Source organism: Citrobacter sp. HN-141, assembly GCF_033341895.1.
Lineage (GTDB): Bacteria > Pseudomonadota > Gammaproteobacteria > Enterobacterales > Enterobacteriaceae > Citrobacter.
This window is the reverse complement of sequence record NZ_JAWPBF010000013.1, coordinates 1-24,501: the sequence shown is the minus strand read 5'-3', so window position 1 is coordinate 24,501 and position 24,501 is coordinate 1. Positions and strand designations below refer to the sequence as shown.

The window sequence follows — 24,501 nt, the reverse complement described above, 5'->3', positions numbered from 1 at the left end:
GTTGTCCTCAGGCGACACCGAACCACAGCCAGCGCAGCGCCATAAAAAGCGCCAGTGCCAGGGTCGATGCTACCCACATCAATCGAATCGTTTGGGAAATGTCGTCTACAGAAATGTCTCGTTGTTGATCGCCAATCCACGGTTTCTCAACGCGCTCGCCGAAGTAGTCATTGGGTCCCCCTAGGCGAATACCTAATGCGCCGGCCACAGCAGCTTCCGACCACGCGCAGTTTGGGCTGCTATGGTTGTAACGATCGCGCCAGCCAATCTGCAAAGCGCGTGTGCCATCCTGGCGGCATAAAAACGCCGCCACACCCAGCAGCAACCAGCTCAGTCTTGCCGGAATAAAGTTAGCGACATCGTCCAGACGGGCGCTGACCATGCCGATAGCACGGTATTTTTCATGTTTGTACCCCACCATTGAATCGAGGGTATTCACCGCTTTGTAGGCCATCGCCAGCGGCGCACCGCCCAGTAAGAGGAAGAACAGCGGCGCGATGATGCCGTCAACGGTGTTTTCCGCCACGGTTTCTACCACGGCGCGGTTGATCTGTTTTGGTTGCAGCTGTGAGGTATCACGTCCCACAATCCAGGAGAGTTTTTCCCGACTTTCGGCGAGATTATTGGCACGCAATGGACGCTCAACATCCAGCGCAGCATTCGCCAGACAACGCCCCGCCAGTACGGTAAAGATCATCCACACCTCTACGCCCCATCCCAGCCACGGGTGAATGGAATTCGCCAGCGTCAGCACACCCCAGGAAACGCCCCATGTCACACCGACCACCACGATCCACATTACGGCACCGCCGATTCTCAGCGTGCTATCACTATGGCAATAACGCCGAATGACTCGCTGGACTGCGGAGATAAGGTTGCCAATCCAGCGCACCGGGTGAGGCCAGTTCTGCGGATCGCCAATGATAAAATCCAGCAGCCAGGCAACGCACCATGCGAGTATCGTCATAGCGCGTTCCTCGCAGCGGCCAGCCAGTGATTGAGCATTTCGGGACGCTGGGCAAAATGAACGTGCAGATAACTGGCGAAGGTATTTCCGACCTGCCATCCACCTGACCAGGCCTGCAGCGTTTTGCCATCACGCACCTTGCGGCAATTCATCACTGCCGGGATTTCAGGGGTAAAATCGGAATAGTGGAATTCATGTCCGCGCAGGACTTCACCAGCCGTTGCCAGCAATGTTTGCTGTGTAGCTTGTGCCTCGCAGTAGCCAAACCGGGTCAGCCGTTTGCCCATTTTGCTGTGTCCAGGAATGATATCCGCCATTAGCCAGCGCTCGCCGTTGCTGTCCTCCAGTGAGCTACCGAGATACATCAACCCTCCGCACTCTGCATAAATAGCGACGCCACGCTGATGCGCCGCTCGCAGTTGCTCCAGCATGGTGACATTACGGGCCAGGGCCGCAGCATGCAGTTCCGGATACCCACCGCCTAACCAAATCATCTGGCAGTCCGGTAAGCAGGTATCGTGCAGCGGGCTAAAACGAACAATGTTGAGGCCTGTACGCGCCAGTAACGTAATGTTATCCGGATAATAAAAGTTGAACGCCTCGTCATCAGCAATGGCCAGCGTTAACCCTGCGCCTGCGTCTGCAGCAGGCAGTGCGGGCCACTCACCGACAGGAAGATTGTCTGACGCGCTTAAGGCCAGCAGCGCGTCGATATTCAACGTCTGTTCCAGCGTCGCGGCAAAATCCTGCCACGGCTGCTGGTTGATAACTGACTCACGAGCGGTAACCAGACCCAGATGACGCTCAGGGAGCGCGACGCCCTCCATGCGGGGAACGTAGCCTAATACAGGTACGGAGCAGTAACGCTCAATCGCAACTTTGAGTAGCTGGTAATGTGTTTCGCTGTTGACCCGATTAACAATCACGCCTGCAATGTTCAGACTCGGATCAAAATGCTGGAATCCCATCACCGTGGCGGCTATCGAAGTGGAAACCGCCTTACCATCAACCAGCAAGATGACCGGGCAACCCAACTGTTTCGCCATCGCCGCAGTACTGCAGTAATCAGGGTCTGTGCCATAGCCGTCATACAACCCCATAACGCCTTCGATAACGGCAATATCCGCGTGCTGCATCTGCTCGCAAAATAAGGCATTCAGTGTAGAGGTGGGTAGCATGAAGCTATCAAGATTGCGGGAAGCCGTGCCGCACACCGCGGTGTGCCAGCCAGTATCAAGGTAATCAGGACCGACTTTGCATGGCTGGACGCGTAAACCGCGCTTTTTCATCAGGCTCAACAAGCCCAGCGTCACCGTGGTTTTGCCACAGCCGCTACCGGTACCTGCAAGAACAAATGCGTGAAAACTGGCCGCCATACCCTGATCCTGTTCAGGGTGGTAGGGGTGTATAGATACCCAGTCTCTCGACTGTATGCATCTGCGCAACCCACTTCCCACCGAAGTTGTTGGTAGTCACCGACAGGCAGGTCTTCTGGCTTAGCGTCGTCCTCGCCCGTCCTTCCCAATCTTGCGATCAGTGGTCTATACGGGGTCGTCAGCATCACAGCAGCGGGGGCTGCGGGGGATTCTCACCCCCTTCCCTACCACAAATGTGGCAAACCTGTCAGTTCAAGAGCCGATTTAATTTGGCTCTGTGTCTTGAGGCAAATTCACGACCTCATGACAATAATTCAATTTAATATCTAGCCGGGTACATTCAACCAATGTTATGGCCTCAACCCGTTTATTCATATGTTCATTTTTTGAATGAAAGCGTCATTAAAGAATAAAGAAAGTCTTTCACACAGACACTGTATCTCATCACAAAAATAAAAACTGGTGCAGTTTATCCCTCAAATACTATTATTTTGTTGCGCTATGACAATTTATTGACTGCTGTAGTTATTTTTCATTTTATAATGACTGACATAGCGTACGATATCAAAAATCGGCAATAGCAAATTATTGCTATTTAAGCGGTCTCTTCAGATGAGATGACATTTATTTGCTGCCGGAAAGCCTGCGGCGTAACCTGGTACGTTTGACGGAAAACTTTGCAAAAATAACTGGTTTGTGAAAAGCCTAAATTTCGCGCAATACTGGCGATGCTCCAGTCGCTATGACAAAGCAACTCTTTGGCGCTCGCCATTCGCTGTTGATTTACCCATGCGTTAAACCCTATCCCCTGATATTTTTTGAACAATTTGCTGAAATAGTAAGGACTGAGATAAACGTGAGAGGCAACATCTTCCAGACGCAGCTCGTCTGATAAATGCGCATCAATATAACGCAAGGCTTTCTTCATTTTACTGTCATGAGGGTTCGGGCTACGATTAGCCCGCACCGGCTCTGACTGTTGCGGATTGTCTTTGATTACGACGAAATTCAGTTGTTTTTTAAGACAATTTTCCACAATGAGCTTTAGCAAATCCGCGGAAGCAATAACCCGCGAATAGTCCATTTCCGGTACATTACGAAATTCACTCACCAGTTCGGGATCGGCTTGCCAACGGTCGTCCACGTTCAGAATATCCACCAGCCCCACGTCATTGCTTAGGCGCACCTGACCACATAAGACAAACCCAACCAGATGTCCCGCAATGACCAGCGGAATGGAGAAGTCGGTAAGTCCGGCATGGCAGCGATAAATGCAGGGTTGATCGGATTTTGAGGCTTCCAGTCCCCCACAGCGATCGCTCATACGACATCGCGTACTATGCTGAGGATGCTGGCGCATCAACTGGCAAAAAGGGGTGAAATTAAAAAGCTCAGAAATTTCATCACCGTGAATATTGACAACCACAACAGCCAGACTGGTGGCCTGCGCAAAATCCTGTGCGATTTTATTAATGAGTTCTGAGTTCAGGGCACTCGCAGAAATCATGATAAAACCTCTCAGTTAATTTATTGTTATAGATAAAACATATTATTTACATATACTTTTCATCTCGCGATCCAACGCAATGATAAAAGGCGTATTCGAACATAACAAAAGTCTCCCATTCTTGGGAGACTTTTTAAGCGGTTCAGGAAACCCGATCACGAAAACAGTTTTTACATTTCAAAAATAAACATTTTCCGTGAAGCTAACGCTCATTTTCCTCCAGCTTACAGCTATTACACGGTAAGTTTTTGCCAATAAAGTAACGATAAATTGCTGCTCCCGCACAAGCGCCAATGATAGGTGCCACGATCGGGACAATAAAGTAAGGAATATCACGCCCCCCGGTCATCGCAACATCGCCCCAGCCCGCCATCCATGCGAACAATTTTGGCCCAAAATCACGAGCCGGATTCATGGCGAATCCGGTAAGCGGCCCGGTCGATGCCCCAAGAACAGCCACCAGAATACCGATCAGTAGTGGTGCTAACGGCCCCCGGGGAATCCCATTGCCATCATCGGTGAGCGCCATGATCATCCCCATCAGAATGGAGGTAATCACAACTTCCACCAGTGCAGCCTGCCAGACGCTGAGTGCAGCGGCAGGATAAGTACTAAATATGCTGGCAAGCTGCAAACTTTCGAGGCTGCCCCGCACCATGTGGTGGGCGGTTTCGTACTCGATAAACAAACTGCCATACAACAAATAGGCGAGCAGAGCGCCACCAAAGGCGCCAGCTACCTGAGCAATGGAGTACGGCAACACTTTGCGGCCAGGAAAACAGGCAAACAGCCACAGTGCGATAGTGATAGCGGGATTGAGATGCGCACCCGAGATCCCTGCTGTCAGATAAACTACCAGAGAGATTCCCAGTCCCCATATAATGCAGATCTCCCACAACCCTAAACTGGCACCGGCTACTTTCAGGGCGCTCAGGCATCCAATGCCAAAAAACAAAAATAACCCGGTACCCAAAAACTCGGCAATGCATTGCGCTTTTAGTGAATCGTTCATTGTGACACCTTCTAAGCAGAGTTCGTGTCTTTACCAGCGGTCTCCTTGCTGGCTCGTAGAATACTTCGAGACTTACTATAAAAAGCGGTGTCGGCAAATTGTTGGCAACCTGAGGGCGGTATGTGCGTCAAAATCGTGTTGTGATAGCAAATTCTTGTCATCACTTTTATAAAAACACGCCACCTAATGGGCCAAATCCTTATTAAAAGCATATTTATAAAATAATAAAATATTGCTTATAGCAGATGTTAATTTTCAAACAACCATCACAATTTCATTTTCATCGCATAGCAAATGATATTTATATTGTCACCTTCAAAAGTGTAAATATGGAATTAACATAACTAATTTGTCACATTGCCAACATTTAATAAACACTTTAAAAATAACACATTACGGTAGATAATAGCAATTTTATATCACCCTATCCTCACTATTTTTTCACTCACACTTTCAAGTCAGCCATTCTTTTTCCTCGCTTCTTTTTATAGTCATGAAAATCGGGACAACCCAGGCGAGGTCTTTATGCAACAAGAAGCGTTAGGAATGGTAGAAACCAAAGGCTTAACTGCAGCCATAGAGGCCGCAGACGCAATGGTGAAATCAGCCAATGTGATGCTGGTCGGCTACGAAAAAATTGGTTCAGGGCTGGTAACAGTCATTGTTCGCGGGGATGTCGGCGCGGTTAAAGCAGCAACAGATGCCGGTGCCGCCGCCGCACGCAACGTGGGAGAAGTGAAAGCCGTACATGTGATCCCACGCCCTCACACCGATGTCGAAAAAATCTTACCGAAGGGAATTAGCTAATGGGCAGCAATGAGCTGGTTGAACAGATCATGGCACAGGTGATTGCTCGTGTGGCAACGCCAGAACGGCAGGCTATCCCTGAAAATACTCACCCAACACGAGAAACGGCTATGGCAGAGAAGAGCTGCAGTTTAACGGAATTTGTCGGTACTGCGATTGGTGACACCGTCGGTCTGGTGATCGCCAACGTAGACAGTGCCTTACTGGACGCGATGAAACTTGAAAAACGCTATCGCTCCATCGGTATCCTCGGCGCACGCACAGGCGCAGGCCCACACATCATGGCCGCCGATGAAGCGGTAAAAGCCACCAATACTGAAGTCGTCAGTATTGAGCTTCCTCGTGATACCAAAGGCGGCGCGGGTCACGGCTCGCTGATTATCTTAGGCGGTAACGACGTTTCTGACGTGAAGCGCGGGATTGAAGTTGCGCTGAAAGAGCTGGATCGCACCTTTGGCGATGTCTACGCCAATGAAGCCGGACACATCGAAATGCAATACACGGCGCGCGCCAGCTACGCGCTGGAAAAAGCCTTTGGTGCGCCAATTGGTCGTGCCTGTGGCGTTATCGTCGGTGCCCCTGCCTCCGTTGGTGTACTGATGGCCGATACGGCGCTGAAATCCGCCAATGTTGAAGTGGTGGCCTACAGTTCCCCCGCTCATGGCACCAGTTTCAGCAACGAAGCCATTCTGGTCATTTCCGGTGACTCCGGGGCTGTGCGTCAGGCCGTTATCTCAGCCCGTGAGATCGGTAAAACCGTGCTGGCGACCCTCGGCTCAGAACCCAAAAACGACCGCCCGTCCTACATCTGATATCAGTGAGGCTGATTCATGAGATCGAAAAGATTTGAAGCACTGGCGAAACGCCCTGTGAATCAGGACGGCTTCGTTAAGGAGTGGATCGAAGAAGGCTTCATTGCGATGGAAAGCCCGAACGACCCTAAGCCGTCGATTAAAATCGTCAACGGAATGGTCACTGAGCTGGACGGTAAATCCGCCAGTGAATTTGATCTGATTGACCACTTCATCGCACGCTACGGCATTAACCTGGCTCGCGCTGAAGAGGTGATGGCGATGGACTCGGTTAAACTCGCCAATATGCTTTGCGACCCCAACGTCAAGCGTATGGACATTGTTCCTCTGACCACTGCAATGACGCCAGCTAAAATAGTGGAAGTGGTTTCGCACATGAACGTCGTTGAGATGATGATGGCAATGCAGAAAATGCGTGCCCGCCGTACGCCGTCTCAACAAGCACACGTGACTAACGTCAAAGACAACCCGGTACAGATTGCCGCCGATGCGGCAGAAGGCGCCTGGCGTGGATTTGATGAGCAGGAAACGACCGTTGCTGTTGCGCGTTACGCACCGTTTAACGCGATTGCTCTGCTGGTAGGTTCGCAGGTTGGACGCCCTGGCGTGTTAACTCAGTGTTCTCTGGAAGAAGCCACCGAGCTGAAACTCGGCATGTTGGGCCACACCTGTTACGCAGAAACCATCTCCGTCTACGGTACTGAACCCGTCTTTACCGACGGTGACGACACGCCATGGTCAAAAGGTTTTCTGGCCTCTTCTTACGCCTCACGCGGCCTGAAAATGCGCTTCACTTCTGGTTCCGGTTCAGAAGTTCAGATGGGCTACGCCGAAGGCAAATCGATGCTTTATCTGGAAGCGCGCTGCATTTACATCACCAAGGCAGCTGGCGTTCAGGGTTTGCAAAACGGTTCCGTAAGTTGCATTGGCGTACCTTCAGCCGTGCCATCAGGTATTCGCGCGGTGCTGGCAGAAAACCTGATCTGCTCGTCATTGGATCTGGAGTGCGCCTCCAGTAATGACCAGACCTTTACCCACTCCGATATGCGTCGTACTGCTCGTCTGCTGATGCAATTCTTACCGGGTACAGATTTCATTTCATCTGGTTATTCCGCTGTTCCGAACTACGACAACATGTTCGCCGGTTCCAACGAGGATGCCGAAGATTTTGACGATTACAACGTCATCCAGCGCGATCTGAAAGTCGACGGTGGTCTGCGTCCGGTGCGTGAAGAAGACGTTATCGCCATTCGCAATAAAGCAGCTCGCGCACTGCAGGCCGTATTCGCCGGGATGGGATTACCGCCAATCACCGACGAAGAAGTCGAGGCCGCGACCTACGCCCACGGTTCAAAAGATATGCCAGAGCGTAACATCGTTGAAGACATCAAATTTGCGCAAGAGATCATCAATAAAAACCGCAACGGCCTGGAAGTGGTGAAAGCCCTTGCTCAGGGTGGGTTTACCGATGTGGCGCAAGACATGCTCAACATCCAAAAAGCCAAGTTAACCGGAGACTATCTGCATACCTCCGCCATTATCGTCGGCGACGGACAAGTGCTTTCCGCAGTGAATGACGTCAACGATTATGCCGGTCCGGCAACAGGTTATCGCCTGCAAGGCGAACGCTGGGAAGAAATTAAAAACATCCCTGGCGCACTTGATCCCAACGAGCTTGGCTAAGGGGTGAACAATGGAAATCAATGAAAAACTGCTGCGTCAGATAATTGAGGATGTGCTGGCTGAAATGCAGACCAGCGATAAACCTGTTTCTTTTCGCGCATCGGCCGCGACCAGCGCGCCACAGGCTGCAACGGTACAGGGTGACAGTTTTCTGACCGAAATTGGCGAAGCCAAACAAGGTCAGCAGCAGGACGAAGTCATTATTGCCGTAGGTCCGGCGTTTGGACTCTCACAAACCGTCAATATCGTCGGTATTCCGCACAAAAATATTTTGCGCGAAGTGATAGCCGGTATTGAAGAAGAGGGAATTAAAGCACGCGTAATCCGTTGCTTTAAATCTTCCGATGTTGCGTTTGTGGCTGTGGAAGGTAACCGCCTGAGTGGTTCCGGGATCTCAATTGGCATTCAGTCCAAAGGCACCACGGTTATCCACCAGCAAGGGTTACCGCCGCTTTCTAACCTGGAGTTGTTCCCACAGGCGCCGCTGCTGACGCTGGAAACCTATCGTCAGATTGGTAAGAACGCCGCGCGTTACGCCAAGCGTGAGTCTCCGCAACCGGTCCCGACGCTGAATGACCAAATGGCGCGTCCGAAGTATCAGGCGAAATCAGCCATTTTGCACATTAAAGAGACCAAATACGTCGTGACGGGCAAAAACCCGCAGGAACTGCGCGTGGCGCTTTGATAAAGGATAACTCCATGAATACCGACGCAATTGAATCGATGGTTCGGGATGTGTTGAGCCGGATGAACAGCCTGCAAGGAGAAACAACCTCTCCCGTTACGGCGGCAGCTCCAGCACATACCGCAAAAGTCACGGATTACCCCCTGGCGAATAAGCATCCTGAGTGGGTCAAAACCGCGACCAACAAAACGTTGGATGACTTCACGCTCGAAAATGTTCTGAGCAATAAAGTGACCGCGCAGGATATGCGTATCACGCCTGAAACGCTGCGTATTCAGGCGGACATCGCCAAAGACGCCGGTCGTGACAGACTGGCGATGAACTTCGAACGTGCAGCCGAACTGACTGCTGTACCTGACGACCGCATTCTTGAGATCTACAACGCGTTACGGCCTTATCGCTCAACGAAAGACGAGTTGATGGCCATCGCCGACGATCTGGAGAGTCGCTATCAGGCGAAGATCTGTGCCGCGTTCGTTCGTGAAGCAGCAGCGCTGTATGTAGAGCGTAAGAAACTTAAAGGCGACGACTAACGTCAGGGTGAAACGATGCGATATATAGCTGGCATTGATATAGGAAACTCATCAACGGAAGTCGCACTGGCAACCCTGGATGAGACTGGCGCGCTGAGCATCACCGGCAGCGCACTGGCGGAAACCACCGGGATTAAAGGCACATTACGTAATGTGTTTGGCATTCAGGAGGCACTTACGCTGGCGGCAAAAAACGCCGGTATCAATGTCAGCGATATTTCGCTCATCCGTATTAACGAAGCCACTCCGGTCATTGGTGACGTGGCGATGGAAACGATAACCGAAACCATCATCACAGAATCCACCATGATCGGCCATAACCCTAAAACGCCGGGCGGCGTCGGGTTAGGCGTGGGCGTCACTATTACGCCGGAAGACCTCCTCAGTCGTCCGGCGGATACGCCCTATATTCTGGTCGTATCATCGGCATTTGATTTCGCCGATGTCGCTACGATGATTAATGCCTCCGTCCGTGCCGGATACCGGTTAACCGGCGTTATTTTGCAGCAGGACGATGGCGTGCTGGTCAGTAATCGTCTGACTCATCCCCTGCCCATCGTCGATGAAGTCCTTCATATCGACCGCATCCCGTTGGGTATGCTGGCTGCCATTGAGGTCGCGGTTCCAGGCAAGGTTATCGAAACCCTTTCTAACCCCTACGGGATTGCAACCGTCTTTGGCCTTAATGCCGACGAGACCAAAAACATTGTCCCCATGGCCCGCGCACTGATTGGCAACCGTTCTGCGGTAGTGGTGAAAACGCCGTCAGGTGATGTGAAGGCTCGTGCAATACCAGCCGGAAACCTCGAACTGCAATCGCAAGGACGAACCGTGCGCGTCGACGTCGCGGCAGGTGCCGACGCAATTATGAAAGCGGTTGGCGAATGCCCGAAACTGGATAACGTCACCGGAGAGGCGGGAACCAATATTGGCGGCATGCTGGAGCACGTTCGCCAGACAATGGCTGAATTAACCAACAAGCCCAGTCATGAAATTTTTATTCAGGATCTGTTGGCAGTTGATACTTCAGTTCCAGTCAGCGTGACCGGGGGACTTGCCGGCGAGTTTTCACTGGAACAGGCCGTTGGTATTGCTTCTATGGTGAAATCAGATCGTCTGCAAATGGCGATGATTGCCCAGGAAATCACGCAAAAACTCAACATTGACGTCCAGGTTGGCGGCGCCGAAGCCGAAGCCGCTATTCTGGGCGCCTTAACCACACCGGGTACCACACGTCCACTGGCTATTCTGGATCTTGGGGCCGGATCTACTGACGCCTCTATCATTAATCCTAAGGGCGACATTATTGCCACACACCTGGCAGGCGCAGGCGATATGGTCACGATGATTATTGCCCGCGAACTGGGTCTGGATGACCGTTATCTGGCGGAAGAAATCAAGAAGTACCCGCTGGCGAAAGTGGAGAGTTTATTCCACCTGCGCCACGAAGATGGCAGCGTCCAGTTCTTCCCAACACCTCTCCCTCCTGCCGTTTTCGCTCGCGTATGCGTTGTAAAACCGGATGAACTGGTGCCACTGCCCGGCGATCTGGCGCTGGAAAAAGTGCGTGCCATTCGCCGCAGCGCTAAAGAGCGTGTTTTTGTTACCAACGCGCTGAGAGCGTTGCGACAGGTTAGCCCGACCGGGAATATTCGGGACATTCCTTTTGTCGTTCTGGTTGGAGGTTCCTCGCTGGACTTCGAAGTTCCGCAACTGGTTACTGATGCACTGGCTCATTATCGCCTGGTTGCGGGTCGCGGCAATATTCGGGGCACGGAAGGCCCGCGCAACGCGGTTGCGACGGGGTTAATTCTCTCCTGGTACAAGGCATTCGCTCATGGAAAGTAACCTCACTGCACCCGCTATCGTGATAGTCGCCATGGGTGACTGCGCAAACATCTGGAATGACGTTCTGCTGGGCATTGAAGAAGAAGGTATCCCCTTCGTGATTCAACAGACTCACTCGACTGACATTATCCATAACGCATGGCTGGCCGCCAGTCAGTCACCGTTGCTGGTCGGCATTGGATGTAGCCGGGAAAAGCTGGTTGTGCACTATAAGAATCTACCCACCTCAGCGCCACTTTTTACGCTGACATATCAACAAAATAGCCACGCTCGCCGGAGCATCGGTAATAACGCTGCGCGACTGGTAAAAGGCATCCCCTTCCGGGACTGCCACTCATAATCCACAGGAGAAAAGCAGTATGAATAACGCACTGGGACTGGTTGAAACAAAAGGGCTTGTCGGCGCTATTGAAGCCGCTGATGCCATGGTGAAATCCGCAAATGTGCAGTTGGTTGGTTACGAAAAAATCGGCTCAGGACTTATCACCGTGATGGTCCGCGGGGATGTCGGTGCCGTAAAAGCGGCAGTAGATGCAGGAAGCGCAGCAGCGAGCGCTGTTGGAGAGGTGAAATCCTGTCACGTTATCCCACGTCCACACAGCGACGTTGAAGCCATTTTACCTAAATCCGCATAAATCGCCGTAAACAAGGAGCACAGCGTGAAGCAATCACTGGGATTACTTGAAGTTAGTGGTCTGGCATTAGCCATCAGTTGCGCGGACGTCATGGCGAAAGCCGCTTCCATCACGCTGGTGGGCCTCGAAAAAACCAACGGCTCAGGCTGGACGGTGATCAAAATCATCGGGGATGTGGCCTCCGTTCAGGCGGCTATATCCACCGGTGTTAATTTAGCAGAGCTGCGAAATGGACTGGTCGCGCACAGGGTCATTTCCAGGCCGGGAGAAGGCATTCTTTCCCACAGTGTGCCCGTGCAGCCAGCGCCAGAACCGATACCTGATGTATCGCAAGAGCAAGAAGAGATGGCTACAGAAATTGCATTACCTGAAGCTGCGCAACAGGCTGGGTTGATTAGCTGTAATCTGTGTCTTGACCCTGCTTGCCCTCGCCAGAAAGGTGAGCCACGCGCTCTCTGCCTGCACTCGGGCAAACGAGGTGAAGCGTAATGGATAAACAGCAACTGGAAACAACGGTCAGTAAAGTACTGGATGAAATGCGTGAACGCCCTATTCCTCTCGGGATTTCGAACCGCCACATCCACCTCTGCGCCGAGGACTACATTCGCCTGTTCCCTAACCAGCCGATTAGCGAGAAAAAGGGCCTGTTGCAGCCCGGACAATATGCCGCAGATCAGACCGTCACGCTGGTCGGACCGAAAGGTCAGTTAAAGAATGTGCGTTTGCTTGGTCCACTGCGTAGTACTAGCCAGGTGGAGATATCGCGTACCGACGCCCGCACACTAGGCATCGCAGCACCGCTGCGCATGTCAGGTAATATTCAGGGAACGCCTGGCATTCGTCTTATCAGCCCCTTTGCTGAACTGGAGTTACCCTCCGGGGTTATTGTTGCCCAGCGACATATCCATATGTCGCCGTTGGACGCGCTGATACTGCGCGTATCTCATGGCGATAAAGTCTCCGTGGCAATCAATGGCGATGAACGCCGACTGATTTTCGATAATGTCGCCGTACGCGTTTCACCGGATATGCGCCTTGAGATGCATATCGATACAGACGAAGCCAATGCCGCAGGCGCTGATAATCCGCAGGCATTTGCCACATTGGTGACTCCACGATGAACAACGAACTGCTGCAACGCATCATTGAGGAAGTTGTTTCCCGGCTCAAAAAACGCGCGGAAAGTACCATCACGCTGAGCGTCGCACAGTTACGGGAAATCGATTCCCGGACATTATGTTGTCAGTACTCGTCACTGCACCTCCTGCAGGCAGACCTGCCTTTACTGGAAAAAATTGCGGATTGCATTCCGGCCAGTGTCGCGGCGGTAACAATCCACGAGGCGCTGGCATGCGGGCTTCGCGTAAAAATCACTCTACAGCATCGGCTGCTACCAGCACTCCCCGTGAAAAAGCTCGCGCGACTGCCGCTGGAGTTCAGTAATGAACTGGGGCACATCGTCATGCTGCATCCTGAAACGCTCTTAAGTTATGCCGATGTTGCCCAACTTAACGGTGGCATCCTGGTGTTGCGTCGTCGCTGTGTCGTGACGGCGCTGGCTCGGGAAGCGGTTAGTACGCGAAATGTTCAATTAATTAAGCAGGAGTGAACCATGTATCTGGCAAGGGTTACAGGCGTTGTGGTTTCTACGCAAAAGTCACCATCACTGGTGGGGAAAAAACTGTTGCTGGTACGTCGGGTGAGTGCTGACGGAGAGCTTCCCGCGACCCCGGTAAGTGGAGATGAAGTTGCCGTTGATTCTGTCGGCGCAGGAACCGGCGAACTGGTATTACTCAGCAGTGGTTCCAGTGCCAGACACGTTTTTTCCGGTCCCAATGAGGCCATCGATTTGGCGATCGTCGGCATCGTCGACACGCTTTCTCGTTAGGAGGAACTATGGCGATTTATACCCGCACTGGCGATGCCGGCACAACTGCCCTCTTTACCGGGCAACGCGTGAGCAAAACGCACCCGCGCGTCGAGGCTTACGGTACGCTGGACGAACTGAATGCGACGCTGAGCCTGTGCGTTTGTGCAGTGAAAAACCCACAACACCGCCTGTTACTTGAAAATATTCAGCTGCAGTTGTTTTGGTTCAGTGCCGAACTGGCCAGCGAAAGCGAACAGCCCACACCCGATCAGCGATACATCAGCTCGGAAGAAATTGCGGCTCTGGAAGCCGCCATCGATACCGCCATGGGGCGAATTCCTCCACTGCGCAGCTTTATTTTACCTGGCCGCAGCGAAGCCGCCAGCCGGCTACACTTCGCCCGCACGCTGGCTCGTCGCGCAGAACGGCGGCTGGTCGAACTCTCGGCCAATGTCTCCATCCGACATGTGTTGATGCGTTATATCAACCGCCTGTCCGACTGCTTATATGCGCTTGCTCGCGCCGAAGATCATGACGCCCATCAAAACGACATTATTCAGAAAGTGGTGGAGCGCTATCTCTCCGTCATCCGTACTTCAACGACCAGGGAGTCGGCTATGTCTCTGTCTTTTCAGGAGCTCCATCAACTCACTCGCGCTGCGGTAACGAGAGCAGAAGAACTTCAGGTTCCGGTCGTCATCAGCATTGTCGATGTGAACGGGACCCAAACGGTGACCTGGCGCATGCCTGACGCATTACTCGTCAGTAGCGAACTGGCACCGAAAAAAGCCTGGACCGCCGTGGCGATGAAAACCGCCACGCATGAGCTGGCATCGGTGGTACAACCAGGCGCTGCGCTTTACGGTCTGGAAAGCCATATGCAGGGAAAAGTCGTCACCTTTGGCGGCGGCTACGCATTATGGCGTGAGGGTTTACTCCTTGGGGGTCTTGGCATCAGCGGAGGAAGCGTTGAGCAGGATATGGACATTGCAGAAACGGCCATTGCGGCGATTAACGTGAGAACACATCAATGAATACTTCAGAACTTGAAACCCTTATCCGCAACATTTTGACTGAGCAACTCACCCCGGCAAAAACAGACGTTAAGGGTAACGGAATTTTTCCGTGCGTCGGCGAAGCGATCGATGCCGCTCATCAGGCTTTTTTGCGTTACCAGCAATGTCCATTGAAAACCCGCAGTGCCATCATAAACGCCCTGCGGGAAGAGCTGACGCCTCACCTGGCTTCACTGGCCGCCGAGAGCGCCGCCGAAACGGGAATGGGCAATAAAGAGGATAAGTTCCTTAAAAATAAAGCTGCGCTGGATAACACCCCAGGCATCGAAGACCTCACCACCACTGCACTTACCGGTGACGGTGGCATGGTGTTGTTTGAGTACTCTCCATTTGGGGTGATTGGCTCCGTTGCGCCAAGTACGAACCCCACGGAAACCATCATCAATAACAGCATTAGCATGCTGGCCGCGGGAAACAGCGTTTACTTCAGCCCGCACCCTGGCGCAAAAGTGGTATCACTGAAACTGATTGCCATGATTGAAGATATTGCCTTCCGCTGCTGCGGGATTAGGAATCTTGTCGTCACGGTCACAGAACCTACTTTTGAAGCTACCCAGCAGATGATGGCTCACCCTAAAATCGCAGTTCTGGCGATTACCGGCGGCCCTGGCATTGTTGCTATGGGTATGAAAAGCGGGAAGAAAGTTATTGGTGCTGGCGCAGGAAACCCACCCTGTATTGTGGATGAAACTGCTGACCTGGTTAAAGCAGCTGAAGATATCATCAACGGTGCATCGTTTGATTACAACCTGCCCTGTATTGCTGAGAAAAGCCTGATTGTTGTCGATGCTGTTGCTGAACGACTGGTCCAACAAATGCAGTCTTTTGGCGCGTTACTTCTGCACAACGAAGACATCAACAAACTGCGCGCCGCCTGTCTGCCTGAAGGCATAGCCAATAAAAAACTGGTTGGAAAGAGTCCAGCAGCCCTGCTTGAAGCTGCGGACATACCGGTTCCGGCAAAAACACCTCGCCTGTTGATTGGCATCGTCAATGCTGACGATCCATGGGTCACCAGCGAACAGTTGATGCCAATGCTGCCCATCGTGAGCGTAAAGGATTTTGACAGTGCACTGGCGTTGGCACTGAAAGTTGAAGAGGGACTGCATCACACTGCCATCATGCATTCACAAAACGTGTCACGTCTGAATCTTGCTGCCCGCACCCTTCAGACCTCTATCTTTGTGAAAAATGGCCCCTCTTACGCCGGTATTGGTGTCGGTGGTGAAGGCTTTACCACCTTTACTATCGCTACCCCTACTGGTGAAGGCACGACGTCAGCGCGAACTTTCGCACGCTCTCGTCGTTGCGTGCTCACCAACGGTTTTTCTATTCGCTAATGAGGCCGTTATGAATAGCTTTTCACTGCAAACACGATTGTTCAGCGGCCAGGGAAGTCTGGATGTGCTTAAGCGTTTCTCCAATAAACATATCTGGATTATTTGCGACGGTTTTCTCGCACGTTCTCCCCTGATTGAAAAGCTGCAAAATACGCTGCCCGCGGATAATCGCATCAGCATTTTCAGTGATATCACCCCCGACCCAACCATTGGTACGGTAGTCCAGGGGATTGCACAAATGCAGTCCCTGCAACCGGATGTGGTGATTGGCTTTGGTGGTGGCTCCGCACTTGACGCCGCCAAAGCTATCGTCTGGTTCAGCCGTCAGTTTGGTATTGAAATTGAAACCTGTGTGGCCATTCCCACCACCAGCGGTACAGGCTCGGAAGTAACCAGCGCCTGCGTGATCAGCGATCCGGAGAAAGGTATTAAATATCCACTATTTAATAACGCCCTTTACCCTGACATGGCCATTCTTGATCCTACGCTGGTTGTCAGCGTCCCTCCTGCCATTACTGCGAATACCGGTATGGATGTCCTGACACATGCGCTGGAAGCCTATGTATCGATAAAAGCCAGTGACTTCACGGATGCGCTGGCGGAAAAAGCCGCGCAAATTGTCTTCCAGTACCTACCTGTTGCGGTTAGCAAAGGCGATTGCCTGGCAACTCGGGGGAAAATGCACAATGCATCTACATTGGCAGGGATGGCATTTAGCCAGGCGGGGCTGGGTATCAATCACGCCATTGCCCATCAGCTCGGTGGTCAGTTTCACTTACCCCATGGACTGGCTAACGCACTGTTACTCACTTATGTCATTCAGTTTAATGCGCGCGACCCACGGGCGGCAAAGCGCTACGCCCGTTTTGCGAAAGCCTGCCATTTATGCCCGGATAGTGCGAATGATACGGCGGCACTCAATGCACTTATTCATCATATTGAACAACTCAAAAAACAGTGCGCATTACCGGCATTTATTGATGCACTGAAAGACGAGAAGCATACCTGGTCGCAACGTATACCGGCGATGGTTCAGGCCGCGCTGGCTGATGTCACGTTGCAAACCAATCCCCGCGTAGCCGATGCCAGTGCCATTCAGGAACTGCTTGAGGAATTATTATGAATACAGCCATGACGGCAGAACATGTTCTTTATGACGCACAAACGATACGCGATCGCGTGCGTGCAGCAGGCGTGGTTGGGGCCGGTGGTGCAGGGTTTCCTGCACACGTTAAACTCCAGGCGCAGGTTGATACGTTTCTGGTGAACGCCGCAGAATGCGAGCCAATGCTGAAAGTCGATCAACAATTAATGGCGGTGCAAGCGGCGAGGCTGATACGTGGCGTTCAGTATGCCATGACAGCAACAGGGGCCAATACAGGCATTATTGCCCTCAAAGAAAAATATCAAAAGGCCATCAATGCGTTAACACCACTTTTACCGACCAACATCAGGTTACATATTTTACCCGATGTGTATCCGGCCGGTGACGAGGTGCTGACCATCTGGATGGCAACGGGACGACGGGTTCCTCCAGCCGCGCTGCCCGTTAGCGTAGGCGTGGTGGTCAATAACGTCCAGACCGTGCTCAATATAGCCAGAGCGGTTGAACAGCAGTACCCCGTTACCCGTCGCACGCTGACCGTCAACGGTGCGGTCGCCAGACCGTTAACGCTGAGTGTTCCCATCGGGATGTCTTTACGCGAAGTCCTGGCACTGGCGGGTGGCGCCACCGTTGACGATCCTGGTTTTATCAACGGCGGTCCGATGATGGGTGGCCTGATTACTTCACTCGATACTCCCGTGAGCAAGACCACCGGGGGGCTACTGGTATTGCCCAAGTCCCATGCGCTGATTCAACGACGAATGCAGGACGAACGCACCGTGCTTGCGGTTGCAAAAACCGTTTGCGAGCAATGTCGTCTGTGCACTGATTTATGCCCAAGACACTTAATCGGTCATGAACTATCACCGCATCTGCTGGTTCGCGCAGTGAACTACCAACAGGCAGCCACCCCGCAGCTGCTGCTCACTGCCCTGACCTGTTCAGAATGCAATGTCTGTGAAAGTGTGGCTTGTCCGGTAGGCATTTCGCCGATGCGCATCAACCGTATGCTCAAACGTGAACTACGGGCGCTTAACCATCGTTATGAGGGACCACTAAATCCCGAAGACGAAATGGCGAAGTACCGTTTGATTCCGGTTAAACGACTCATCACCAAACTTGGCCTCAGCGACTGGTACCACGACGCGCCCCTGTCTGAAGCCGATTACGCCACAGACGAAACAACACTGCTGTTACGCCAGCATATTGGCGCCAGCGCTATCCCCTGCGTGCAAAAAGGTGAGCGTGTTGTTCGTGGACAATGTGTTGCTGATGTACCCGAAGGCGCGTTAGGCGCACCTGTCCACGCCAGTATTGACGGTCTTGTCAGCGAGATAACCGGGCAATCCATCACGGTAATAAGAGGTTAATCATGTCTCAGGCTATAGGGATTTTAGAACTCACCAGCATCGCCAAAGGGATGGAAGCCGGTGATGCGATGCTAAAAAGCGCGAATGTGAATTTGCTGGTCAGCAAAACCATCTGCCCTGGAAAGTTTTTACTGATGCTCGGGGGTGACGTAGGCGCAGTGCAGCAGGCCATTGCAACAGGGACGTCTCTTGCTGGCGATATGCTCGTCGACAGTCTGGTGCTCCCAAACATTCATGCCAGCGTTCTCCCGGCAATTAGCGGTCTTAACAGTGTGGATAAGCATCAGGCCGTCGGGATTGTTGAAACCTGGAGCGTAGCGGCTTGTATCTGTGCCGCCGATCGTGCAGTTAAAGCGTCCAATGTCACGCTGGTACGGGTACATATGGCATTCGGTATTGGTGGTAAATGCTACATGGTTGTCGCGGGCGATGTTTCCGATGTCAATAACGCCGTGACAGTCGCCAGCGAAAGCGCCGGGGAAAAAGGTCTGCTGGTTTATCGCTCCGTCATACCACGCCCGCATGAAAGCATGTGGCGGCAAATAGTGGAGGGATAATGGACAGACAACCGCCGACGGATCGCATGATCCAGGAATACGTACCCGGCAAGCAGGTCACGCTGGCGCATCTTATTGCTAATCCAGGTAAAGATTTATTCAAAAAACTGGGGTTGCAGGATTCTGTCTCTGCCATTGGTATTTTAACCATTACGCCCAGTGAAGCCTCGATTATCGCCTGTGATATTGCCACGAAATCTGGTGCGGTAGAGATTGGTTTTCTCGATCGTTTTACCGGTGCAGTCGTACTGACGGGTGATGTTTCAGCCGTTGAGTACGCGTTGAAACAGGTAACCAGAACGCTTGGCGAAATGATGCGTTTTACTGCGTGCCCTATTACCCGGACGTAACCACATGAAACGCATCATGCTAATTGGCCCCAGCCAGTGCGGTAAAACCTCACTCACACAATGTCTGCGTGGAGAAGCACTTCATTACCAGAAAACTCAGGCGATTGTCTGGTCGCCAACGACAATAGACACGCCGGGTGAATATCTTGAGAACCGCTGCCTGTACAGTGCGTTGCTGGCCAGCGCCTGTGAAGCTGACATTATCGCTCTGGTACTGAATGCCGACGCCCCATGGTCACCTTTTTCCCCCGGCTTTACTGGCCCAATGAACAGACCTGTTATCGGCCTCGTCACCAAAGCCGATTTAGCTAACCCCCAGAGAATTTCACTCGTAGAAAGCTGGTTGGTGCAGGCAGGAGCGCAGAACGTGTTTATCACCAGCGCGCTGGAGAATACCGGGGTCGATGAGATGTTCATTTTTCTGAATGCAAAGGAACCGTCATGTCTCACAAAATAATGGCCATAAACGCGGGTAGCTCTTCACTTAAGTTTCAGTTACTGGCGATGCCGCAGGGTGAAATGATCTGCCAGGGACTGATTGAACGTATCGGGATGTCTGACGCGCAGGTCACGCTTAAAACACCCGTACAGAAATGGCAGGAGACGTTACCCGTTGCCGATCACCGTGAAGCAGTAACACTGTTGCTGGAAAAACTGCTTAGCCTGAACATCATCAAGAGTCTGGAAGAGATCGATGGCGTCGGTCATCGCGTCGCACATGGTGGTGAGTCTTTTAAAGACTCCGCCCTCGTCAACGATGAAACACTGGCCGAAATCGAGCGTCTTGCAGAACTGGCGCCACTGCATAACCCGGTTAATGCGCTGGGGATCGCAGTTTTTCGTCAGTTATTACCCGAGGCACCTGCCGTCGCAGTTTTTGACACTGCTTTTCATCAAACGCTGACTGAGCCGTCTTTTGTTTATCCTCTGCCCTGGCGCTATTACTCAGAGCTGGGAATTCGGCGTTACGGTTTTCATGGTACCAGCCACAAATACGTCAGTACCGCGTTGGCTGAAAAGCTGGGCGTCCCGCTCAGCGCACTGCGCGTCGTATGCTGTCATCTTGGTAATGGCAGCAGCATCTGTGCCATCAAGGGCGGAAAATCGGTGAATACCTCGATGGGCTTTACACCACAGTCTGGCGTGATGATGGGTACGCGCAGCGGAGATATTGACCCGTCTATTTTGCCGTGGATTGCCCTGCGCGAAGGCAAAACACCGCAGCAACTTAACCAACTCCTCAACAATGAATCGGGATTACTTGGGGTTTCCGGTATCTCATCAGACTATCGTGACGTTGAACGCGCCGCAGACGAAGGCAACTCACAGGCTGCACTCGCACTTACGCTGTTTGCAGAACGAATTCGCGCCACTATAGGCAGTTATATTATGCAGATGGGCGGTCTGGATGCTTTGGTATTTACGGGTGGAATTGGTGAAAACTCAGCCCGAGCACGCGCTGCGATTTGCCACAATCTGAATTTCTTAGGTCTGGCTGTTGATGATGAAAAAAATCGGCGCAACGCAACCTTCATTCAAACTGAAACTGCGCTGGTCAAAGTGGCCGTTATAAATACCAATGAAGAGTTGATGATCGCGCAGGATGTTATGCGTATAGCGATATCAGAAACTGTGACATTGGGCATTCCTGCTTAATCCTGCTGCACCGCAAATTGCGGCAAATCATGGTAATAGCGCGATCGCCATGACACTATGCGCCGAGGATTGCTGATCACAAAGGTGAAGACGTGGCTGTTGCGCAATGTCCCGCATCGTGCGGAGAACTTATCCAGGGCTGGATTCTGGGCAGTGAGAAACTGGTCTCCTGCCCGGTTGAATGGTATAGCACCGTCGAGGTCAGTTCAGGTTCACCACGAGTGGATGAACGCCCACTTTCGCGAGCGATGGTTGACCGGTTATTGCAGCACTGGCACTACCCGGCGCATATCAGTCAGGGTATTCGAATAGATATCCAGTCAACGATTCCCATTGCGAAAGGAATGGCCAGTAGCACCGCGGATATTGCCGCCACCGCGCTAGCCACCGCTCATTTTCTGGGTCATCAGCTAGATGAACCTACTCTGGCGCAGCTTTGCGTTTCTCTTGAACCTACCGACAGCACCGTTTTCCATCAGTTAACCCTTTTCGATCATAACGACGCCTCTACGCAAATTCCCTGTGAAGCGCAGCCCCAGCTTGACCTGTTGGTTCTGGAAAGCCCGGAAACACTACGTACCGCAGATTATCACCGCATTCCGCGCCAGCCCGGGCTACAGGCAGGTGCTCCCGCGCTTAAACGCGCATGGGAAAAAGTACAGGAAGCCTGTATTAGTCAAAATCCCTATCGGATGGGAGAGGCAGCCACGCTTAGCGCAATCGCCAGCCAAATGTTGTTGCCAAAACCAGATTTCGATTCGCTATTGGCGCTGGTAGAAGAATGTGATTTATACGGGGTGAACGTTGCGCACAGCGGCAGCGTGGTGGGTCTGATGCTGGACAGAAAACGTCATGATGTTGATTACATCAAATGGATGCTGGCACAGAAAAAACTGACAACTCACTGGCCTGAGCAGCATTTACTGCGGATGGTTACAGGCGGGGTAAAACTACAGTAGGGACCGCCGCTTAGCAGCGCCCCCCTACTGCCATAAAACGTTACTCTGCTTTCGCTTCGCCGTTTTTCACTTCACCCATGGCTTTCAGCTTTTTAGAGATATCACGACGTTCTTTAGAGATCTCTGCATTTTTGATGATGTAATCATCTACACGATCTTCATAGTCGCTTTTCATGCTGGCGATGATACCCTGGATAGCATCAACGCTCATGCCCGGCTTAATGTAGTCGCTCAGGTTGTCCAGCAACAGGACGCGTTTCTGGTTGTCACGGATCTTTTTCTCAACGTCCTGGATTTCACGTTGCAGTTTGTTTTTACGACGGAACAGACGAACAAATTCCAGCACGTCCTGGAAAGAAGGCTTGGTAGTTTCCATTTTTACACCCCTGATAATGTGAGATTCGGATTCGTTAAAACAACGGCTAAAGTGGGTCAACATTACTTTCATGCCCGCCATACTTCAAGTTGCATCTGCATTGATAATGCCTGGCTGAAACCTGAATTATCGAGGGTAAAGCCATTGTAGTTACCAATGGTTTTAGCCTTTTTCAATATCATACCCTTAATCTTTGCTGAATCGAAGCAGCAGTAGAACCAATCCCCTCATCTGCTCTTTATTTGCGCAGCGCGCGACAAATTAAATGTGAGAGCAATTCCAGCTGCCGCGCCATCTCCATATTCAACCAGACATAGCCGTGAATAGGTGTTTCAGCAACATTATCGCCCTTATGCTCAGCGATGAGTTGGCGCAACTCTTCCACGGTGTCATTGAGTTTTTCCGTATTGGCGAGTATCGGCTGTGGATTACCTTCATATAACGCATGAGTGATCGTCAGTAGCGCCTGTTGCGTTCTGAGCTGAGTTTCACGCAGGGTATGCGCGTTCAGCATCACAAAGTGGCTGGTACGCGTCGCCCACAGCGCGTTGATCTGCAGCTCAAGCATGCACACCAGATTGCGGTTAACCGTCTGAATAGCTTCAAAGATTGATTTTTGGATGTGGGTCTCTTTACTGGCAGGAACAATTAGTCCACGCATTTTGACAACGTCACTCAGTAGTTGTTGTAAATGCTTCTCCAGTCGGGGCTGTTCGAGCAAGTTAGGTGACAACGCAGCCTGATACACCCGGTTATACCCCGTGACACAATGCGCCAGTTGAATACGCCAGTGAATAAATGCCCGCTGCGGCCAGATACCGGTAAACAGCATCGCCAGTAACGATCCCAGAATCACGTCGCCACCGCGCCACAACGCTGTATTCATGTCACCCGCGGGAGCCCCGACGACGACGGCAAGCGTTATGCCAATCAGCAACGCCTGATAGGGTTTTTTACCTAATGCCAGCCAGCCGCAGAGAAACATCGCTACTGCGCACCATATCAGCATAAGCGGAAGTGACAGGAGTTCGAGACGCAGAGCAACCAGCCCAAGTACTGAGCCCAGAATCGTCCCGCCAATGCGTTCAAGCGCTCTTGGGACGACGTTACCCCAGAATGAAATGGGCCCCATAATCACCACCAGCGTGATCAGAGGCCACGTACCTTCAGGAATATCCAGCAGGCGAACCAACAGAAAAGTAAGAAGAAACGCCAGCGCAATGCGAATACCGTGCACTACGCGATAATGACGATACAAACGAATTTCAAAAGGACTCAGCGACTTATCGGCACGCACTCATCCACTCCGTCAGGGAATAGCAAAGAACAGAATTGTACCTGCTTTTTTAGTGAAAACATCATCGTTATCACCAGGACTTTCACCCTGATTTACGCAAAAAACAGCTACTTCGGCTGTACTGGCACATACATTTCGATGTCCCAGTAACCGTCTTCCATGCCATTATTCATATAAATCTCAAAACAGGGTTTGGCTGCTATCTGGTATGTTGCGTCCTGTAACAGAAGATTAAAAAATTGATACCATGGCGTCGCAAAGTCATGATTTTCAACACGAGCAACAGCAATAGCATACTCACCACCGGCCAGTTCAGTCAGTATCACTCCTTCGCTGTTCTCTGGGATCTCGAAATTCTCTGCGACGGAAACCACAGTATCGCAGCGCAGTTTGTCAGCAGGCACAACATCCGGGTTGTCGTAATAAACGGCGATCCATTCCAGCGGCACTATCTGCTTGTCATCCACCCACATGACTAACTGCTCAAAACCCTGCTTTACCGTTTGCTCCCACGGTCCAACCATATGAAAACCGGCAATCCTGCGTTTATCGACCTGCTTTATCTCGTACTCCATATAACCTCCGTCGCTACACTGTATTTATATGGGTCTTCCCTTGTTGTGGTGGCTGAAGGCATGATAATGGTGTATTTAATCGCCAGAGGTCACCGCCATGGACGA

At 51.9% G+C, this 24,501-nt stretch carries 28 protein-coding genes and 1 riboswitch; of the genes, 21 read left to right on the top strand and 7 right to left on the bottom strand.

Translation table 11 applies throughout. The annotated features are described in order from the left end of the window. Positions 1-7: 7 nt before the first annotated feature. The 4 genes from cbiB to pduF all read right to left on the bottom strand — a co-directional run bounded on the left by cbiB (position 8) and on the right by pduF (position 4,862). Entirely contained in the window at positions 8-967 is a 960-nt protein-coding gene (gene cbiB / locus RYZ59_RS16250; RefSeq protein WP_318049578.1) for an adenosylcobinamide-phosphate synthase CbiB, read from the bottom strand. Next, positions 964-2,343: a cobyrinate a,c-diamide synthase gene (locus RYZ59_RS16245; protein ID WP_318049580.1), complete on the bottom strand. Its 1,380-nt coding sequence runs from the start codon at positions 2,341-2,343 to the stop codon at positions 964-966. The genes cbiB and RYZ59_RS16245 overlap by 4 nt, the downstream gene beginning before the upstream one ends. An 87-nt stretch (positions 2,344-2,430) precedes the next feature. Continuing rightward, positions 2,431-2,606: riboswitch (cobalamin riboswitch) on the bottom strand. 332 nt (positions 2,607-2,938) lie between these two features. Continuing rightward, a complete protein-coding gene (gene pocR / locus RYZ59_RS16240; RefSeq protein ID WP_005123057.1) occupies positions 2,939-3,850 on the bottom strand; it encodes a transcriptional regulator PocR in 912 nt (303 codons plus the stop codon). A 202-nt stretch (positions 3,851-4,052) separates the two neighbouring features. Continuing rightward, positions 4,053-4,862, bottom strand: coding sequence for a propanediol diffusion facilitator PduF (gene pduF / locus RYZ59_RS16235; RefSeq protein WP_318049582.1), 810 nt, complete (start codon positions 4,860-4,862; stop codon positions 4,053-4,055). Positions 4,863-5,387: 525 nt separating this feature from the next. Between pduF and pduA the strand changes: the two genes are divergently transcribed. The 21 genes from pduA to RYZ59_RS16130 all read left to right on the top strand — a co-directional run bounded on the left by pduA (position 5,388) and on the right by RYZ59_RS16130 (position 22,148). Further along, positions 5,388-5,669, top strand: a complete 282-nt coding sequence (gene pduA, locus RYZ59_RS16230) for a propanediol utilization microcompartment protein PduA (RefSeq protein ID WP_003030255.1) — start codon at positions 5,388-5,390, stop codon at positions 5,667-5,669. After that, positions 5,669-6,481 carry a propanediol utilization microcompartment protein PduB gene (pduB, locus tag RYZ59_RS16225; protein ID WP_318049584.1) on the top strand — a complete coding sequence of 271 codons (813 nt, stop codon included), beginning with the start codon at positions 5,669-5,671 and terminating at the stop codon, positions 6,479-6,481. The genes pduA and pduB overlap by 1 nt, the downstream gene beginning before the upstream one ends. Before the next feature lie 18 nt (positions 6,482-6,499). Next, a complete protein-coding gene (gene pduC / locus RYZ59_RS16220; protein WP_005128020.1) occupies positions 6,500-8,164 on the top strand; it encodes a propanediol dehydratase large subunit PduC in 1,665 nt (554 codons plus the stop codon). 10 nt (positions 8,165-8,174) lie between these two features. Continuing rightward, positions 8,175-8,849, top strand: coding sequence for a propanediol dehydratase medium subunit PduD (gene pduD / locus RYZ59_RS16215; RefSeq protein ID WP_202038925.1), 675 nt, complete (start codon positions 8,175-8,177; stop codon positions 8,847-8,849). A gap of 14 nt (positions 8,850-8,863) precedes the next feature. Beyond that, on the top strand, positions 8,864-9,382 hold the full coding sequence (gene pduE / locus RYZ59_RS16210; RefSeq protein WP_137382368.1) for a propanediol dehydratase small subunit PduE: 519 nt from the start codon (positions 8,864-8,866) through the stop codon (positions 9,380-9,382). A 15-nt stretch (positions 9,383-9,397) separates the two neighbouring features. Then, positions 9,398-11,230, top strand: coding sequence for a diol dehydratase reactivase subunit alpha (locus RYZ59_RS16205; RefSeq protein ID WP_318049586.1), 1,833 nt, complete (start codon positions 9,398-9,400; stop codon positions 11,228-11,230). Next, the gene (locus RYZ59_RS16200) at positions 11,220-11,570 is read left to right on the top strand and encodes a glycerol dehydratase reactivase beta/small subunit family protein (protein WP_318049588.1); all 351 of its coding nucleotides are present in this window, start codon (positions 11,220-11,222) and stop codon (positions 11,568-11,570) included. Before RYZ59_RS16205 ends, RYZ59_RS16200 begins: the two co-directional genes overlap by 11 nt. Positions 11,571-11,589: 19 nt before the next feature. Next, complete coding sequence (gene pduJ / locus RYZ59_RS16195; protein WP_001057752.1) at positions 11,590-11,865, top strand: propanediol utilization microcompartment protein PduJ; 276 nt, start codon at positions 11,590-11,592, stop codon at positions 11,863-11,865. 24 nt (positions 11,866-11,889) lie between these two features. Then, complete coding sequence (locus RYZ59_RS16190; protein WP_318049590.1) at positions 11,890-12,354, top strand: BMC domain-containing protein; 465 nt, start codon at positions 11,890-11,892, stop codon at positions 12,352-12,354. Then, positions 12,354-12,986, top strand: a complete 633-nt coding sequence (locus RYZ59_RS16185) for a phosphate propanoyltransferase (RefSeq protein ID WP_271442443.1) — start codon at positions 12,354-12,356, stop codon at positions 12,984-12,986. The genes RYZ59_RS16190 and RYZ59_RS16185 overlap by 1 nt, the downstream gene beginning before the upstream one ends. Further along, positions 12,983-13,474, top strand: coding sequence for a microcompartment protein PduM (gene pduM, locus RYZ59_RS16180; RefSeq protein WP_318049593.1), 492 nt, complete (start codon positions 12,983-12,985; stop codon positions 13,472-13,474). Before RYZ59_RS16185 ends, pduM begins: the two co-directional genes overlap by 4 nt. A 3-nt stretch (positions 13,475-13,477) precedes the next feature. Beyond that, positions 13,478-13,753 carry a EutN/CcmL family microcompartment protein gene (locus RYZ59_RS16175; RefSeq protein ID WP_318049595.1) on the top strand — a complete coding sequence of 92 codons (276 nt, stop codon included), beginning with the start codon at positions 13,478-13,480 and terminating at the stop codon, positions 13,751-13,753. Positions 13,754-13,761: 8 nt separating this feature from the next. Further along, on the top strand, positions 13,762-14,769 hold the full coding sequence (gene pduO, locus RYZ59_RS16170; protein ID WP_318049597.1) for a two-domain cob(I)yrinic acid a,c-diamide adenosyltransferase PduO: 1,008 nt from the start codon (positions 13,762-13,764) through the stop codon (positions 14,767-14,769). Continuing rightward, positions 14,766-16,151 carry a CoA-acylating propionaldehyde dehydrogenase PduP gene (gene pduP, locus RYZ59_RS16165; protein ID WP_318049600.1) on the top strand — a complete coding sequence of 462 codons (1,386 nt, stop codon included), beginning with the start codon at positions 14,766-14,768 and terminating at the stop codon, positions 16,149-16,151. The genes pduO and pduP overlap by 4 nt, the downstream gene beginning before the upstream one ends. Positions 16,152-16,161: 10 nt before the next feature. Next, complete coding sequence (locus RYZ59_RS16160) at positions 16,162-17,274, top strand: 1-propanol dehydrogenase PduQ (protein WP_318049602.1); 1,113 nt, start codon at positions 16,162-16,164, stop codon at positions 17,272-17,274. Then, the gene (pduS, locus tag RYZ59_RS16155; RefSeq protein ID WP_318049604.1) at positions 17,271-18,626 is read left to right on the top strand and encodes a cobalamin reductase PduS; all 1,356 of its coding nucleotides are present in this window, start codon (positions 17,271-17,273) and stop codon (positions 18,624-18,626) included. Before RYZ59_RS16160 ends, pduS begins: the two co-directional genes overlap by 4 nt. Before the next feature lie 2 nt (positions 18,627-18,628). After that, positions 18,629-19,183 (top strand): propanediol utilization microcompartment protein PduT, encoded by a 555-nt coding sequence (gene pduT / locus RYZ59_RS16150; protein WP_040231922.1) that lies wholly within the window; start codon positions 18,629-18,631, stop codon positions 19,181-19,183. Then, the gene (pduU, locus tag RYZ59_RS16145; RefSeq protein WP_048212006.1) at positions 19,183-19,533 is read left to right on the top strand and encodes a propanediol utilization microcompartment protein PduU; all 351 of its coding nucleotides are present in this window, start codon (positions 19,183-19,185) and stop codon (positions 19,531-19,533) included. Before pduT ends, pduU begins: the two co-directional genes overlap by 1 nt. Before the next feature lie 4 nt (positions 19,534-19,537). Continuing rightward, positions 19,538-19,990, top strand: a complete 453-nt coding sequence (gene pduV, locus RYZ59_RS16140) for a propanediol utilization protein PduV (RefSeq protein ID WP_005128040.1) — start codon at positions 19,538-19,540, stop codon at positions 19,988-19,990. After that, positions 19,975-21,189 carry an acetate/propionate family kinase gene (locus RYZ59_RS16135; protein ID WP_137382380.1) on the top strand — a complete coding sequence of 405 codons (1,215 nt, stop codon included), beginning with the start codon at positions 19,975-19,977 and terminating at the stop codon, positions 21,187-21,189. Before pduV ends, RYZ59_RS16135 begins: the two co-directional genes overlap by 16 nt. 92 nt (positions 21,190-21,281) lie before the next feature. Then, the gene (locus RYZ59_RS16130) at positions 21,282-22,148 is read left to right on the top strand and encodes an L-threonine kinase (RefSeq protein ID WP_202038934.1); all 867 of its coding nucleotides are present in this window, start codon (positions 21,282-21,284) and stop codon (positions 22,146-22,148) included. A gap of 40 nt (positions 22,149-22,188) precedes the next feature. On the opposite strand, the gene RYZ59_RS16125 is transcribed toward RYZ59_RS16130, so the two are convergent. The 3 genes from RYZ59_RS16125 to sbmC form a co-directional block, all read right to left on the bottom strand. Continuing rightward, positions 22,189-22,524 carry a DUF496 family protein gene (locus tag RYZ59_RS16125; RefSeq protein ID WP_005128046.1) on the bottom strand — a complete coding sequence of 112 codons (336 nt, stop codon included), beginning with the start codon at positions 22,522-22,524 and terminating at the stop codon, positions 22,189-22,191. Between the two features lie 238 nt (positions 22,525-22,762). Further along, entirely contained in the window at positions 22,763-23,821 is a 1,059-nt protein-coding gene (locus RYZ59_RS16120) for an FUSC family protein (protein ID WP_137382382.1), read from the bottom strand. A 107-nt stretch (positions 23,822-23,928) separates the two neighbouring features. After that, positions 23,929-24,396, bottom strand: coding sequence for a DNA gyrase inhibitor SbmC (gene sbmC / locus RYZ59_RS16115; protein ID WP_005128054.1), 468 nt, complete (start codon positions 24,394-24,396; stop codon positions 23,929-23,931). Positions 24,397-24,501 lie beyond the last annotated feature (105 nt).

What these genes read in the sequence shown, in the direction of transcription:
- cbiB (WP_318049578.1), bottom strand. Translation starts at nt 967, where the DNA reads ATGACGATACTCGCATGGTGCGTTGCCTGGCTGCTGGATTTTATCATT.
- RYZ59_RS16245 (WP_318049580.1), bottom strand. Translation starts at nt 2,343, where the DNA reads ATGGCGGCCAGTTTTCACGCATTTGTTCTTGCAGGTACCGGTAGCGGC.
- pocR (WP_005123057.1), bottom strand. Translation starts at nt 3,850, where the DNA reads ATGATTTCTGCGAGTGCCCTGAACTCAGAACTCATTAATAAAATCGCA.
- pduF (WP_318049582.1), bottom strand. Translation starts at nt 4,862, where the DNA reads ATGAACGATTCACTAAAAGCGCAATGCATTGCCGAGTTTTTGGGTACC.
- pduA (WP_003030255.1), top strand. Translation starts at nt 5,388, where the DNA reads ATGCAACAAGAAGCGTTAGGAATGGTAGAAACCAAAGGCTTAACTGCA.
- pduB (WP_318049584.1), top strand. Translation starts at nt 5,669, where the DNA reads ATGGGCAGCAATGAGCTGGTTGAACAGATCATGGCACAGGTGATTGCT.
- pduC (WP_005128020.1), top strand. Translation starts at nt 6,500, where the DNA reads ATGAGATCGAAAAGATTTGAAGCACTGGCGAAACGCCCTGTGAATCAG.
- pduD (WP_202038925.1), top strand. Translation starts at nt 8,175, where the DNA reads ATGGAAATCAATGAAAAACTGCTGCGTCAGATAATTGAGGATGTGCTG.
- pduE (WP_137382368.1), top strand. Translation starts at nt 8,864, where the DNA reads ATGAATACCGACGCAATTGAATCGATGGTTCGGGATGTGTTGAGCCGG.
- RYZ59_RS16205 (WP_318049586.1), top strand. Translation starts at nt 9,398, where the DNA reads ATGCGATATATAGCTGGCATTGATATAGGAAACTCATCAACGGAAGTC.
- RYZ59_RS16200 (WP_318049588.1), top strand. Translation starts at nt 11,220, where the DNA reads ATGGAAAGTAACCTCACTGCACCCGCTATCGTGATAGTCGCCATGGGT.
- pduJ (WP_001057752.1), top strand. Translation starts at nt 11,590, where the DNA reads ATGAATAACGCACTGGGACTGGTTGAAACAAAAGGGCTTGTCGGCGCT.
- RYZ59_RS16185 (WP_271442443.1), top strand. Translation starts at nt 12,354, where the DNA reads ATGGATAAACAGCAACTGGAAACAACGGTCAGTAAAGTACTGGATGAA.
- pduM (WP_318049593.1), top strand. Translation starts at nt 12,983, where the DNA reads ATGAACAACGAACTGCTGCAACGCATCATTGAGGAAGTTGTTTCCCGG.
- RYZ59_RS16175 (WP_318049595.1), top strand. Translation starts at nt 13,478, where the DNA reads ATGTATCTGGCAAGGGTTACAGGCGTTGTGGTTTCTACGCAAAAGTCA.
- pduO (WP_318049597.1), top strand. Translation starts at nt 13,762, where the DNA reads ATGGCGATTTATACCCGCACTGGCGATGCCGGCACAACTGCCCTCTTT.
- pduP (WP_318049600.1), top strand. Translation starts at nt 14,766, where the DNA reads ATGAATACTTCAGAACTTGAAACCCTTATCCGCAACATTTTGACTGAG.
- RYZ59_RS16160 (WP_318049602.1), top strand. Translation starts at nt 16,162, where the DNA reads ATGAATAGCTTTTCACTGCAAACACGATTGTTCAGCGGCCAGGGAAGT.
- pduS (WP_318049604.1), top strand. Translation starts at nt 17,271, where the DNA reads ATGAATACAGCCATGACGGCAGAACATGTTCTTTATGACGCACAAACG.
- pduT (WP_040231922.1), top strand. Translation starts at nt 18,629, where the DNA reads ATGTCTCAGGCTATAGGGATTTTAGAACTCACCAGCATCGCCAAAGGG.
- pduU (WP_048212006.1), top strand. Translation starts at nt 19,183, where the DNA reads ATGGACAGACAACCGCCGACGGATCGCATGATCCAGGAATACGTACCC.
- pduV (WP_005128040.1), top strand. Translation starts at nt 19,538, where the DNA reads ATGAAACGCATCATGCTAATTGGCCCCAGCCAGTGCGGTAAAACCTCA.
- RYZ59_RS16135 (WP_137382380.1), top strand. Translation starts at nt 19,975, where the DNA reads ATGTCTCACAAAATAATGGCCATAAACGCGGGTAGCTCTTCACTTAAG.
- RYZ59_RS16125 (WP_005128046.1), bottom strand. Translation starts at nt 22,524, where the DNA reads ATGGAAACTACCAAGCCTTCTTTCCAGGACGTGCTGGAATTTGTTCGT.
- sbmC (WP_005128054.1), bottom strand. Translation starts at nt 24,396, where the DNA reads ATGGAGTACGAGATAAAGCAGGTCGATAAACGCAGGATTGCCGGTTTT.